Below are 14,170 nucleotides of genomic sequence, written 5' to 3'. Positions count from 1 at the left end.
TCCTTTTTATGATAATTTCAGGGGTGATATTATGGAAAACGTCATAAGAAAAGCAATTAAAGCCATGGGAGATAAGGAACGGATATTAAATATAAAAAAGTTGTCTGGAGGAGACATCAACGAAGCTTTCTATGCTGAAACAGAGAAAAAGCCTTATTTTCTTAAACTTAACAGAAATGTATCGGCGGAATTTTTTCAAAGTGAAAAAGACGGCCTCCTGGAGCTGCAAACAAAAGGAGGAGTATACGTTCCGGAAGTGTACGGGTTATATGAAGGTATGGGATATAATGGGCTTATTCTTGAATGGATTGAGGAGAGACCGGAAAACAATCTACAGTCATTGCTTGGAGAAGCTGTTGCTCGCCTGCACGGAGTTACTGCTGAACGTTTCGGTTACCGGTCAGACACATACATAGGGGAAATGAAACAGGAAAATGGCTGGTGGGAAAACTGGGTTGATTACTACAGGGAGAAACGTCTTATTCCACAGCTGGAACAGGCAGCCGCCAAGGACCTTCTCCTGGGGAAACGAAGAACCGGGGCAGAATATATTGCAGCCAATCTTGAAAAATGGATACCTGCACAGCCTGTGCCTGCACTTCTTCATGGGGATCTCTGGTCAGGTAACTGGATGTCGCGCTTTAATGGGGAACCTGTATTTATCGACCCTTCTGTATTTTACGGCCACAATGAGATGGAAATAGCGTTTACAGAATTGTTTGGAGGGTTTTCAGCGGAGTTTTATGAAGCATATTCCGGCTGCAAACCATTGGATCAGGAGTATGATAACAGGAAAGAGTTGTATCAGCTGTTTTATCTGCTCGTTCATCTGAATAGTTTTGGTGAGATGTACGGATGGCATGTTGACAAAGTGATTCAGAAGTATACTGTCTGATAAGACTGTACCTGATTTAATTACTTATGAATATAAGTCGCCTCGTAAGAAAAATAATTATATATCTGTTAAAATATCTGGAAACAAAAGTGAAGGAGGTTTTTCTATGGCAGGCGATTCATTACAGAAAGCTACATTTGCAGGTGGATGCTTCTGGTGCATGGTATCCCCCTTTGATGAACAGCCGGGAATCCATCAGGTTATTTCCGGTTATACAGGAGGACATACAGAAAATCCAACGTATGAAGAAGTTTGTTCCAATACAACAGGGCATCTTGAGGCAGTACAAATAACATTCAACCCGGAAATATTTTCTTATGACAGGCTTCTGGAGCTGTTCTGGGCACAGATTGATCCTACAGATCCAGGCGGACAGTTCCACGATCGTGGAGAATCTTATCAAACCGCGATTTTCTGCCATAATCAGGAACAGAAAGAAAAAGCCGAAGCATCAAAAAAGGCTCTTGAAGAGAGCGGCCGCTTCAGCAAACCGATTGTAACAGAAATACGTGAAGCGTCTGTTTTTTATCCTGCTGAGCAGTACCATCAGGATTACTACCGTAAAAATCCTCTCCATTACAAAGCATATCGTAAGGGGAGCGGCAGAGAAGACTTTATTAATAAAAATTGGAGTGATGTAAATGGCTAAAAATAAAGAAGAACTAAAGAAGAAACTGACTCCTATCCAGTTTGAAGTTACACAAAATGATGCTACAGAGCAGCCGTTTAATAATGAATACTGGGACTTTTTTGAAGAAGGTCTTTATGTGGATGTTGTTTCAGGGGAGCCATTGTTCAGCTCTCGTGAGAAATTTCATTCAACATGCGGATGGCCAAGCTTTTTCAAGCCTTTAGAGGAAGAAAACATTGTGGAAAAAGACGATTTTACCCATTTTATGGTACGGACTGAAGTAAGGAGCAGGGAAGGGGATTCCCATTTAGGGCACGTTTTTAATGATGGTCCGGAACCGACAGGACTGAGGTATTGTATTAATTCGGCCTCAATCAGGTTCATCCCGAAAGATAAACTTGATGAAGAAGGCTACGGCGAGTATAAAGCGATTTTTGGAGAATAGCATTTAAATGAAAGTGCCGCAGCATTATAAACTGCGGCACTTTTTTGATTCAGGAGGGTCTTGCAGTCACTGAGTGATGTCAGTCTGACCATCGGGGTACCGTAAGAGACGCACTCCCTCACACCATAATTAAACCCTGATTCTGTTAAACGCCGCGGCAACCTCATTTTTTCTCGGTAAGGCTAAATCTCCAGGATGCTGGCCTTTAAATGGCGAAACAGCCTCCAGCCCCTTTTCCTCGATTTCCCTGTACAGTTGATCGATGGACCGAATCATTTCCTCAGGTCCGCTTTCTGTTATTATCTTTTTAATCATCAAGGCGATCGCTCTCGTCTGGCTTTCATCTGTCAGCTGCTCAACAGCGTTCAGTGAAAGCTTGTTTTTTCCAATCAGAATGGTGTGAAGCCCTTTGCTGTCAACTTTTCCTTTTCTGTCCAGAGAAGCAGCGATTTTACGCCGTGCTGCAGGCCTTAACATCAGGCTGCCAATAGCATCTTTTGATTCTGTTACCCGTCCGCTTTTTAATTGCCCGGCAATTTCCTTCGCTTCCTCCGTCCGGTCGTATGGGAGATATTCATCCATAGCAATGACATGGTCAGCAGCATCAAAATAATCACCAGATCCTCCTATTACGAGAATGGTAGATACACCTTTTTCCGTATATAACTGCCTTACACGGTCGATGAATGGGGTAATTGGCTCCTTCTCTTTTTTTATAAGTTTCTGCATTCGTGCATCCCTGATCATAAAATTAGTAGCGCTTGTATCCTCGTCAATAAGGAGGACGCCCGATCTCATTTCCATGGCTTCGATAATATTTGCTGCCTGTGAGGTGCTTCCGCTTGCGTCAGGGCTGGAAAATTTAACAGTATCTTTATTAAACGGAAGCTGGTTTATGAACGGCGATATATTTACATTTTGTATGGACCGTCCGTCTTCTGCTCTGATTTTCATGGCAGTATCATCGGTAATCACATATTCTCTGCCATCTTCTGGTTCATGATTATAAACTCCTTTTTCAATTGCCTGAAGAAGTGTGCTTTTACCGTGATATCCACCGCCTGTTATGACAGTAATCCCTTCAGGCACTCCCATTCCGGCTATTTCTCTTCCTGTAGACAGAGGAATAGTAACGGCGTATTCTGCCGGAGTTCGGAACGATATCACTGTCTTTTCCTGCATAGGTTTATCACTCACGCCACTTATCCTTGGAAGTACAGCCTCATTGCCAACAAAACAAATAAGCTGGTTTTCTTTTATGTACTTGCGGATATCATTTTGTTCATCAGATAAACTAATAATTCGGCGGAGCTTTTTCCGGTCATAGTTTCTGATTGTTTTTTCAATGACTGAAGGGATAAATTGTTTTAAAAGGTTAGCCGCCTGTTTTCCCAGGATTGTTCTGCCCCGGGCTGGGAGTCCAATTGAGAGGCGGAATTCAATACCCATTTCAGATATTCTTACCGCCGTTCTGTCCAGCATCTGCTGCCCGGGAGTATCTATAAATACAACGCCGCTTTTACCCGTACCTTTAACTGGGTTGGGAAGGGAGCGAATATTACAGCTTGTTACTTTTGCGAAAAAATGTTCAAAAGCTGTTTTCCTGTGTTTCCTGTCAAAATCATTCTTTTTAAAATCTGTTTCAGAAAACGGCACATATACTCTTATTCTTGAGGGGCTTGCAAATGGATCTCCTTGTACATAATCAATATGTAACTTGTAAAAAGCTCCTGTGTAAGTACCTGTTACTGATTTTAGAGCCTTGTATCCTTTCCCATCGAGTTTCATAAGCTGATCTGCCAGTTTATTCATTTCAATTTCACCTCTTCTGTTAAGGATAGAGTGTTCCATTTAAATTCAACCTGAACTGTTAGAAAAAAATGTTATCAAAATATTTTAAAAAATATATTGTTTTTTACAGTAAAGCGCCTTATAGTTAGGACTAAAGTACCTCCTATTAAAAAGGAATGAAAAATATGAGATTGATGCATTCTTTTATAAAAATAATGATAATCTTGTTTGTTTCCCTTTTTGTTCTTATTCAGCCGGCGGGAGCTGCGGCTTCAAAAAGAATAACGGTTCCTGATTTTTTCAGTGAGTCCGTAGTAATAATTGATAGTAACACGGGCCAGATTCTTTTTCAAAAAAACGGCGAAAAACAGATGTACCCTGCGAGTATCACGAAGATAATCACAGCAATTATAGCTATTGAAACAAATGATCCTGATGAAATGGTTACAGTCAGCAGTAAGGCAGTGCATGCAGAAGGCACGAGAGTGTATTTGCTGGAAGGGGAAGAAATGGCACTTGGCCAGCTCTTACAAGGTCTTATGATTTCTTCAGGTAATGATGCGGCAATCGCTATCGCTGAGCATATAGACGGTTCTGTCGAAGCATTTGCTGATAGAATGAACCGTTTTACAGAAACGAAAGCAGGCACTACCCGTTCATCATTCTCGAATCCTCATGGTCTTTTTGAAGAAGAGCATATTACTACAGCAGCTGATATGGCGAAAATAAGTGCGTACGCGATGAAAAACGAGGCTTTTCGGGAGCTTGTTGCTACAGAATATACTGACTGGACAGGAGAAGGGTGGGAGACCCGTCTTTACAATCACCACCCTCTGCTCCGATCTGAAGAAGAAGTAATCGGCATTAAGAACGGGTTTGTTACTATGTCTGGATATACTTTATCCACAGCAGTTGAAAGAGACGGGACGGAAATTATCATCGTCACTCTGAAGGCTCCTTCTAAGGAGCATGCCCGTCTTGATGCACTTGCGGCTGCCGAGTATGCATTAAGCGGTTATGAAACGAGGTACATTAGCTTTGAAAATGAACCATACTTGCGGGATTATCTTTTTCCGGAACCAATCCCCGTTACCGTGAGGAAAGGGGAAGAGGTAAGCTGGAATATTTCTTCTGATCAGGGAATTGTCTTCGTTTACGGAGAGGATGATCGGGAAATTATGAAAGTAGAGCTTGAGGAAAGAAAAATGGTGGAACTTCCCTGGTTCAGTATTGACGGGCCTTATACAGAAATCGAAAATGAGGACGACTCCCGGTTGAAGAGACTCCTGGACTTATTTATTATTACTGGGTTTCCACTGATCCTCACAAACGGGATTACACAGCCATAAGTGAAGTTAATTCCAGATCTTCCTCATTAATAGGAACCTTATCTTATAATGTTATTTTGTTGTTCGATTTGCGCTTCAGACGGACGCGTTCTGCGGGCACGGCTTCAACTAATTTTTGCCGGCTGACCGCCGCCAAAAATGGATTTTCAGCCCGCGCTTCTCCCGTCGGAACGAGCATCTTCTTCACCGCAAATGCATCGATTTGTATCGACGGATATTCTTGCGGAGCTGAGCTGGCAAAACTCTTTTTGCGACGAGTAACTGCAGGAGCAGAGGAAGAGACAGTCGCCGTCTTACGCTGCAATCGAAAAGTAATGTTAGTTTTTTCAATGTCTATATATGAAATTCATTATGTAAGGAAAATAATTGTCTTCCTTCCGTTTTATTTACTTAGCGGAGATGGTAAAATCACTTAAAAGGCAGTTTAATAATATACTATATTAAACATCAACCGGGGAGGGGGAACGTAGTATGAAATGGGCCAGCCGTCTGCTAAAAAATATATTTCTTCTCGGCTCATTGCTGACCGCTTCCTTATTTGTCCTGATTGCCATTTCAGTATATTTATGGCAGACAACTGATGAAGGAAGGCTGCCTGCAAAAACTGCAGTCGTGCTTCATGCTATTAATAATAACCTCGTTAATTTAGATATAAATATCCGAGTCCCGCAAATTGTTTCAGGAGGGAGCGGCGGAGGAGGAAATCCCCTCCTCAGGGAAGACCTGTATATTCCTGTTCAGGATGATGTCCAGATTCCTGTAAGAGTGTACAGGCCTCAGGGAGAGGGACCTTTTCCAATCGTAATGTATTACCATGGTGGAGCTTTCATGCAAGGCTTTGGTGATATAGATTCTCATGACAATATTGTACGTTCATTAGCTGCCAGAACGCAAAGTGTAGTTGTTGCAGTTGGATACAGAGTGGCACCGGAACATGTTTTTCCGGCTGCCGTGGAAGACAGTTATGCTGCGATTAACTGGGCCGTTGAAAACTCAGAAACCTTTAATGGGGATGCTGACAGGTTAAGTGTAGCTGGAGACAGCGCAGGTGGAAACCTGGCAACGGTAATGACACTCATGGCGAGAGACAGGAACGGTCCTGATATTACTTCCCAGGTTCTCCTTTACCCGTTAACAACATTTCAGGACGTTCCTCTGGAGTCCCGGGATATATACGACAGCGGATATTATTTGTTATCCAGATCAGTGATGTACCGGGCAAGAGACTTATACACCCCGGATGAGACGATGTGGGGAAGTCCGTATACTTCCCCTCTGCAGGCTGAAGATTTGAGCGGCCTTCCTCCTGCGCTGGTGATAACCGCGGAATTCGATCCGTTAAGAGACGAAGGGGAAGCTTATGCTGAGAGGCTGGCTCAATCAGGAGTACCGGTGAGAGCCACCAGATACAGAGGAGTAATGCATGGATTTGTTTCCTTCTATGAAGTGATGCAGAGCGGCCAGTATGGTCTCCAGGAAGCAGCCAGCTTCCTTCGCCACGCTCATGATGATACACTGCAGGTAACAGACCCGTATCAGCTGCAGGTAAGACAGCCGCCTCAGGGCTTCGACAGGGTCAGGGACCAGACGGAAGCTTTTGCGATAGCTGCATACCTTCTTGGAAGAACAGGAGCTAATTTTATTAATCAGTAAAAGACAAAAGCGGGCCTTCCCGCTTTTTGTCTGTCTGAAAACAGCGGCTGAAGGAGAGAATCTAATGGATGAAAAAACACCTTTATTTGTAAAAATCATTGCAATACTTCAGATTTTATTAGTAGCCGTTTATTTTATATATTATGCTTATATCGGTATACAGTGGGGATTTACGGAGAGGATACTTCTTGATCTTATATCAGATAGTGTCTATCTGCTTCTGATTATATCTTCTGTTGGTCTGCTGATGAAGAAAACCTGGAGCTGGTGGTTAACAATTATTCTTCACAGTAAACTGTTTCTTGCTAATGCTATCGCTCTTGCAGTGGTTGTTTTAAATATAATGGCAGGAACTATAGCAGAAACACTGCAGCTGAACCTCTTCATAGCAGATATTATACTTCTTGTCCTGTTCCTGGCTATGATCAGCCTCTTTTCCAGCGGTTATGTACGCAGATTGTTTAAGGTGGAATACTCAGGCACAAAACTTTTGTTTTTAGTTGCAATAAGTGCAATAATTCTTTATATGATTTATTTTATAATTATGATATTAAGCATAGACTGGTTTTTGTAAACAGACCAAAAAGGCAGGTATACAATGGAACACTTAATCAATTCTAAAGTAAGAAATATAGAAATATCCGGTATAAGGCAGTTTTTTAACAGGGTCGCCAAGGTGCCTGACGCAGTACAGCTCACCTTGGGGCAGCCTGACTTCCATACTCCTCACCACATCAAAGAGGCCGCAAAACTGGCTATTGATGAAAACAGAACCGGCTATACAAAAAATGCCGGTGAGGAGGAGCTTCTTAAAGCAGCTGCACATTTTATGGAATCAAAATACAACCTCTCTTATGACTGGAATAGTGAAATTATTACTACTGCAGGGGCTTCTCAGGCAATCGATATTGCGATGCGGACAATCTTAGAAGAAGGATCCGAAGTAATTATTCCTGCACCTGTTTATCCTGCTTATGCTCCGATTGTTTCATTATGTGGAGGAACCCCGGTATTTGTAGATACGACAGAATCTGACTTTGTAATAACAAGCGAACAAATAGAAGCTAATCTGACTGCAAAAACGAAAGCGGTCATACTTCCCTACCCTTCAAACCCTACAGGCGCGGTCCTTACGTACAGCCAGGCTGAAAAGCTGGCATCCTTTTTAGCAGGAAAAGAGCTGTTCGTTATTTCCGATGAAATTTATTCTGAACTGAATTATGGGCAGGAGCATATTTCTATCGCTTCTTTTCCCCATATGAAAGAAAAGACTATCGTTATTAATGGGGTTTCTAAATCGCATTCTATGACAGGATGGAGGATTGGGTTCGCCCTTGCCCCTGCTTATATCGTGAAACATATGTTAAAAGTGCACCAGTATAATATTACTTGTGCCTCTTCTGTGTCTCAGCGTGCCGCACTGGAAGCCCTAAAAAATGGCGCGGAAGATCCGTTGTATATGAAACAGGAATACAGGAAGAGAAGAGACTTTGTCATCAGCAGGCTGAAAGATATGGGGATGAAAGTGAATGAACCTTCAGGAGCTTTTTACGTTTTCCCGTCGGTAAGTGAATCAGGGCTTAGTTCGTTTGAATTTGCTGTGAGGCTCCTTGAGGAAGAAAAACTTGCTGTTGTGCCGGGAAATGCTTTTTCTTCCTATGGTGAAGGCTATATCAGATTGTCTTATGCCTACCGCATGGAGGAACTTGAAGAGGCACTTAACAGGCTTGAACAGTTCTGGAAAAAAGTACAAAGAAGGTGAGTGAAATGTGCGGACGTTTTACACTGTATGCAGATCCTGACTTTCTCGCTGGCTATTTTAATCTGGAAAACAAAGAAGACTTTCAGATGGAAGCCCGCTATAATATAGCACCTGGCCAGTTTGTATTCGCTGTGGTTAAGGGGAAAATAAGCTACAGAGGCGGTTTAATAAAGTGGGGGCTCATTCCATCCTGGAGTGCTGCTCCTTCTTCACGTTACAAAATGATTAATGCACGGTCAGAAACAGTTCATGAAAAACCCGCGTTCAAACATCTTGTAGAAAAAAGGAGATGTGTGATTCCAGCGGATGGATTTTATGAATGGAAGCAGGAGGGAGAGGGGAAGCAGCCATATTATATTAAGATGGCGAATAATGCCCCTGTCCTGTTTGCCGGTCTGTGGGACCGGTGGAAAAGTGATGATGGGAAGTTGCTCACCACCTGTACCATACTTACCACGAGGCCAAATAAATTAATGAACTCACTGCATGACAGGATGCCGGTTATTCTTCAGGAAGACAAGTGGCAGGAATGGGTTGCCAGCAGAGAGGCGAGTCACTTTTTCGATCCTTTTCCATCGGAGCTGATGACAGCGTACCCTGTGGCAGAAGAGGTGAATAATCCGCGAAATAATTCCCCGTCCTGTATTCAGGCAATGTAAAGTGGTATTAAAATTAAAAAACCAGGATCGGAAAAACAAGAGTATTATTTACAAAGAAGCATGTAAATTTCACGATTGCCGGCAAAAAAACAGGGAATATAAATATTTGGATAGAAAATTTTAAAAAATTGATGAATTTCTTTTGAGTAAAAATTCCTATAGTGATAAAATATCTATGGAAGCGTTTAAACTGTTTACATAGTGATAATTAAGAAAAAACTATTTCGTGTTCAAAAGAGGACAATGGAGGGTTACAGGCAATGAGTAACAGTGGAATTCGTTTTGACCAGGGGTGGAGCCAGTTTTACGGGCCAAACCTGGGTTATATGCTTGAGTTATACGAGGATTATAAGGAAAATCCTGAGTCGGTCAGTGAAGAGCTGAGTATCTTTTTCGAAAAATGGGGAGCTCCTTCGGTATCAGAAGATAAATCAGGAGAGTCATCATCATATTCTCCCGCTTCCGGTTTTTCCGAAGATAGTATTTTCAGTGCTGCTAATGCGATTAAACTAGCGGAAGCTATCCGCAGAAATGGTCATCTGTTAGCGGAAATATCTCCTCTTGAAAAAGACAGAGGTGACGAATCGTTTGAATATGAAGACTATGATCTCACCGAAGATGCGTTGAGAAGCCTGCCTGCGAAACTTCTCGCCCCTCACGCACCTGCCCACGTGAAAAATGGTTTAGATGCAATTAAGCATCTGAGAAAAGTTTATACAAGTACAATGGCATTTGAATTCAATCAGGTGCACGATATAGAAGAACGCTACTGGCTTCTGAAAATGGTAGAATCGGGAGAATACAAGCCTGATTTTACTTCAGAGACGAAAAAAGAGATACTGGAGCGTCTGAACAAGGTGGAAGGCTTTGAACACTTTCTGCATAAAACATTTGTAGGGCAGAAGCGCTTTTCCATTGAAGGACTTGATGCTATGGTGCCGCTGCTCGATGATCTTGTGAGAGAATCCTGCCAGGACGGCATGGAAAATATTATGATCGGTATGGCGCACAGAGGACGCCTGAATGTCCTTGCTCATGTACTTGGCAAACCATATGAAGCGATCTTTTCCGAATTCCATGATGCGCCAAACAAGGAACTCGTTCCGTCGGAAGGTTCAATCGGCATTAACTATGGCTGGACTGGGGACGTGAAATATCATCTGGGTGCTGATCGTGAAATTAAAGGGGAAACTGCTCAGGCGACAGTTACACTGGCTAATAACCCAAGTCATCTGGAATTCGTTAATCCGGTTGTTGAAGGTTTCGCAAGAGCAGCACAGGACGATCGGAGAGAGCCTGGATACCCTAAACAGGACCAGAGAAAAGCTATGGCAGTTCTTATCCATGGAGACGCTGCGTTCCCGGGACAGGGAGTAGTTGCCGAAACACTTAACCTTAGTAAACTGAGAGGATATGCAACTGGCGGAACTGTCCACCTCATTGCCAATAATATGATCGGTTTTACAACGACGAGCTCAGATTCCAGGTCTACGACATATGCCAGTGACCTGGCAAAAGGATACGAAGTGCCAGTTATCCACGTAAATGCAGATGATCCGGAAGCATGTGTGGCTGCGGCTCACCTGGCTTATTTATACAGAAGGAAGTTCAGAAAGGATATCGTTATCGACCTGATCGGTTACCGCAGATTCGGCCATAATGAAATGGACGAGCCTTTAGCGACACAGCCGAAACTTTATAAGAAAATCAAAAAGCATCCAACAGTTTACAATTTATATGGACAGCGGCTTGTTGAGGAAAATATCATCAGCAGCAATGAGATTGATGAACGAAGACAAGCCTTTCTGAAGGATCTGGAAGGGCAGTTTGAAGAAGTAAAGAAAAAGAAGAAGTCTGAAATTGACGATGAAATGCAGCCTCCTGAGTATGTACGAAACACACTTGGAGGTATTGAAACAAAGGTGGATTCTGACGTACTTGCCAGAATAAATAAGGAGTTACTGGAATTCCCAGAGGAGTTCAACGTATTTCCTAAACTTGAGAAAATACTTAAGAGAAGGCTTCATGCTTTTGATGAAGGGGGCAAAATCGACTGGGCACTTGCTGAGACGCTGTCCCTTGCAAGTATTATCAATGACGGTACGCCTATCCGGATGACAGGGCAGGATACGGAAAGAGGAACGTTCTCACAAAGGCATATAGTGCTCCATGACCACGAAACAGACAAAATATATTCGCCATTGCATACAATGCCTTCCGCTAAAGCGTCATTCGCGGTGTTTAACAGCCCGCTTTCAGAGATGGCCTGTGTCGGCTTCGAATACGGTTATAATGTACATGCTCCTGAAACTCTCACTATCTGGGAAGCACAATATGGGGATTTCTCTAACGGAGCGCAGGTGATGTTTGACCAGTTTATTTCCGCAGGAAGAGCAAAATGGGGCCAGAAGTCAGGTCTTGTTCTCCTTCTTCCTCACGGGTATGAAGGACAGGGTCCTGAGCATTCCAGCGGACGTGTGGAAAGGTTCCTCCAGCTGGCTGCTGAGAATAACTGGCATGTTGCCAACTTAACGAAGGCAGGTCAGTACTTCCATATTCTCAGACGACAGGCAGAGTTACTTGGAAAAGATGAAGTGAGGCCGCTTGTTATTATGACACCGAAGAGCCTGCTTAGAAATGAAAGAGTTGCTTCTTCCGTATCCGATTTATCAGAAGGTAAGTTCCAGCCTGTAGTAATGCAGCCTGGCCTGGGAGAAGAAAAAGAGAAAGTAAAACGTATTGTGTTCTGCTCAGGAAAAATAGCTGTTGACCTTGAAGAATCACTTGAAGAATACGGAAACCCTGACTGGCTCCATATAGCACGTGTGGAAGAACTATATCCGTTCCCTACAGAACAAGTACAAAAAATTAAACAGGAATACCTAAATGTGGAAGAGTGGTTCTGGGTTCAGGAGGAGCCGAGAAACATGGGGCCATGGCATTACGCCCTTCCTTATCTCCGTGATATCGGAGGCGATGAACTGCCATTGAGGTATATTGGCCGCCGCCGCCGCTCAAGTACTGCTGAAGGGGATCCTAAAACACATAAAAAAGAACAGCAACGCATTATAAATGAAGCTCTGACTCGAAACAGTGAAGGGAGAGACGGGAAATGATAGAAATAAAAGTTCCTGAATTAGCAGAATCCGTTACAGAAGGTACGGTAGCAGAATGGCTTAAGCAGCCAGGTGACTACGTGGAAAAAGGGGAAGACCTCGTAGAGCTTGAAACAGATAAAGTAAATGTGGAAATCTCAGCCGATGAATCTGGTGTACTGAAGGAAACCCTTGCAGAAGCGGGAGATACTGTAAAAGTAGGCGATGTGATCGCAAAAATAGATGCTTCTGGTGAAGAGAGCGGTCAGGCTGCTTCCGGTTCAGCAGGAGAAAAACCTGCAGATAAAGGTGAAACATCTGCAGAGGCCCAGGAGACTGGAAGTGAAGCTGGAGAAGAACAGCAGAAAGAAACTTCCGGACAGCAATCCCGTCCAATCGCTTCTCCGGCTGCACGTAAGCTTGCGAGAGAAAAAGGAATTGATCTGAACGAAATTTCATCAAGAGATCCGCTAGGAAGAGTCAGGAAAGAGGACGTCATGGAGCATGAAGCAGGCCAGCAGAAAAAAGCTGAACCTAAACAGGAAAAGCAAAAGACGCAACAGTCAGATGCTCCTAAAGATGATCCGGCAAAACCAGTTGAAAGAATCCGCATGTCACGCCGCCGCCAGACAATCGCCAAACGCCTTGTTGAAGCGCAGCAAACAGCAGCAATGCTGACAACGTTCAACGAAGTGGACATGACAAACTTAATGGATCTTCGTAAACGAAGAAAAGATAAGTTCCTCGATAAGAATGGAGTTAAGCTTGGATTTATGTCATTCTTCACTAAAGCGGTAGTAGGGGCGTTAAAACAGTATCCTTACGTAAACGCAGAGATACAAGGTGACGAACTCGTACTGAAGAAGTTCTATGATATTGGTGTGGCTGTGTCCACCGAAGAAGGTCTTGTGGTTCCGGTACTTAGGGATGCAGACAGGCTGGACTTCGCAGGTATTGAACGTGAGATTGGCAACCTGGCTAAAAAAGCACACGATAAAAAGCTCGGCTTAAACGACTTGCAGGGCGGAACGTTTACTATCACAAATGGAGGAGTATTTGGCTCCCTGTTCTCAACTCCTATCCTGAATACTCCACAGGTAGGTATCCTTGGAATGCATACTGTTCAGATGCGCCCTGTTGCAATCGACAATGAGCGTTTTGAAAATCGTCCAATGATGTATATTGCTCTGTCATACGACCATCGTGTAATTGACGGAAAAGACGCAGTTGGATTCCTGGTTAAAGTGAAAGAATTAATAGAAGACCCTGAGTCTTTATTGCTGGAAGGTTAATAATAGACGCGTATAAAAAGATTACCATTTAGAAACCAGTGGGTTCTTTCTTAAGCAGCTTCGCTTAAAAACGGTCTTATTAGAATAAGTGAAACTCGCCAATGCCCATTGGCGAGTTTCTTTATTAGGCAGGGAGTTTAGAACTTTATATATTCCGAGGTAACTTTACGCAAATTTCCCGATGCAAAACATAAGGTGAAGCGAAGATGGTGAGCGTTAAAATACCGGTCGCTGCTGTACTATTAATTCCGCAAACTTATGGAATCAGCATATAATAAACGGAGATTTTCCGCTTATATGAAGGTTAGAGACGTTTCGGGGAGAAGTAAGGGGAGGTTTTCCGGCTATCCAAATTAAAATCTGGTATTTTAGACTTTTTTGAGGTAATAGGCGGAAACTCTCCGGCTATTTAAGCGTGCTTTGTTTAAAATTACGAATTAACCGGAATTTTTCCGCCTATTTATTCCAGGGGAGGCCCTCCAATCAATTGATGAGTCCCCCTTATTCAGGTAATCCTTTTGGTGCAGAGCCTGCAGTCAAGGGATGAATCCCCCTCCTGGATAGAATGTTCCCATGCAATCAGAGGAACGAGTGCAGT

10 protein-coding genes and 1 pseudogene are annotated in these 14,170 nt (G+C 43.2%); 9 read left to right on the top strand and 2 right to left on the bottom strand.

The annotated features are described in order from the left end of the window. The first annotated feature begins 31 nt into the window (after positions 1 to 31). The gene (locus tag BK582_RS20610) at positions 32 to 895 is read left to right on the top strand and encodes a fructosamine kinase family protein (RefSeq protein WP_078598188.1); all 864 of its coding nucleotides are present in this window, start codon (positions 32 to 34) and stop codon (positions 893 to 895) included. Positions 896 to 1,001: 106 nt separating this feature from the next. Next, a pseudogene (gene msrA, locus BK582_RS28245) lies at positions 1,002 to 1,971 on the top strand (peptide-methionine (S)-S-oxide reductase MsrA). A gap of 129 nt (positions 1,972 to 2,100) precedes the next feature. Here msrA and BK582_RS20600 read toward each other — a convergent pair. Beyond that, positions 2,101 to 3,822, bottom strand: coding sequence for an ABC-ATPase domain-containing protein (locus BK582_RS20600; protein WP_236939235.1), 1,722 nt, complete (start codon positions 3,820 to 3,822; stop codon positions 2,101 to 2,103). 134 nt (positions 3,823 to 3,956) lie between these two features. On the opposite strand from BK582_RS20600, the gene BK582_RS20595 reads away from it, so the two are divergent. Further along, complete coding sequence (locus tag BK582_RS20595) at positions 3,957 to 5,111, top strand: D-alanyl-D-alanine carboxypeptidase family protein (protein ID WP_218190747.1); 1,155 nt, start codon at positions 3,957 to 3,959, stop codon at positions 5,109 to 5,111. A gap of 43 nt (positions 5,112 to 5,154) precedes the next feature. Here the strand turns inward: BK582_RS20595 and BK582_RS26585 are convergent, their stop codons facing one another. Beyond that, entirely contained in the window at positions 5,155 to 5,415 is a 261-nt protein-coding gene (locus tag BK582_RS26585) for a hypothetical protein (RefSeq protein WP_134163588.1), read from the bottom strand. 167 nt (positions 5,416 to 5,582) lie between these two features. Between BK582_RS26585 and BK582_RS20590 the strand changes: the two genes are divergently transcribed. From BK582_RS20590 to odhB, 6 genes are all read left to right on the top strand, one after another. Beyond that, positions 5,583 to 6,764, top strand: coding sequence for an alpha/beta hydrolase (locus BK582_RS20590; protein ID WP_078596830.1), 1,182 nt, complete (start codon positions 5,583 to 5,585; stop codon positions 6,762 to 6,764). 64 nt (positions 6,765 to 6,828) lie between these two features. Continuing rightward, positions 6,829 to 7,338 (top strand): hypothetical protein, encoded by a 510-nt coding sequence (locus BK582_RS20585; RefSeq protein WP_078596829.1) that lies wholly within the window; start codon positions 6,829 to 6,831, stop codon positions 7,336 to 7,338. Positions 7,339 to 7,362: 24 nt separating this feature from the next. After that, the gene (locus tag BK582_RS20580) at positions 7,363 to 8,526 is read left to right on the top strand and encodes an aminotransferase A (protein ID WP_078596828.1); all 1,164 of its coding nucleotides are present in this window, start codon (positions 7,363 to 7,365) and stop codon (positions 8,524 to 8,526) included. Positions 8,527 to 8,531: 5 nt separating this feature from the next. Next, entirely contained in the window at positions 8,532 to 9,185 is a 654-nt protein-coding gene (locus BK582_RS20575) for an SOS response-associated peptidase (RefSeq protein WP_078596827.1), read from the top strand. A 260-nt stretch (positions 9,186 to 9,445) separates the two neighbouring features. Next, positions 9,446 to 12,301: a 2-oxoglutarate dehydrogenase E1 component gene (locus BK582_RS20570; protein ID WP_078596826.1), complete on the top strand. Its 2,856-nt coding sequence runs from the start codon at positions 9,446 to 9,448 to the stop codon at positions 12,299 to 12,301. Next, positions 12,298 to 13,572, top strand: coding sequence for a 2-oxoglutarate dehydrogenase complex dihydrolipoyllysine-residue succinyltransferase (gene odhB, locus BK582_RS20565; RefSeq protein WP_078596825.1), 1,275 nt, complete (start codon positions 12,298 to 12,300; stop codon positions 13,570 to 13,572). The genes BK582_RS20570 and odhB overlap by 4 nt, the downstream gene beginning before the upstream one ends. Positions 13,573 to 14,170 lie beyond the last annotated feature (598 nt).

Origin of the sequence: Evansella clarkii, assembly GCF_002019695.1 — a bacterium.
GTDB classification, from domain to species: domain Bacteria; phylum Bacillota; class Bacilli; order Bacillales; family Salisediminibacteriaceae; genus Evansella; species Evansella clarkii.
This window is presented reverse-complemented; position numbering and strand designations above follow the sequence as displayed.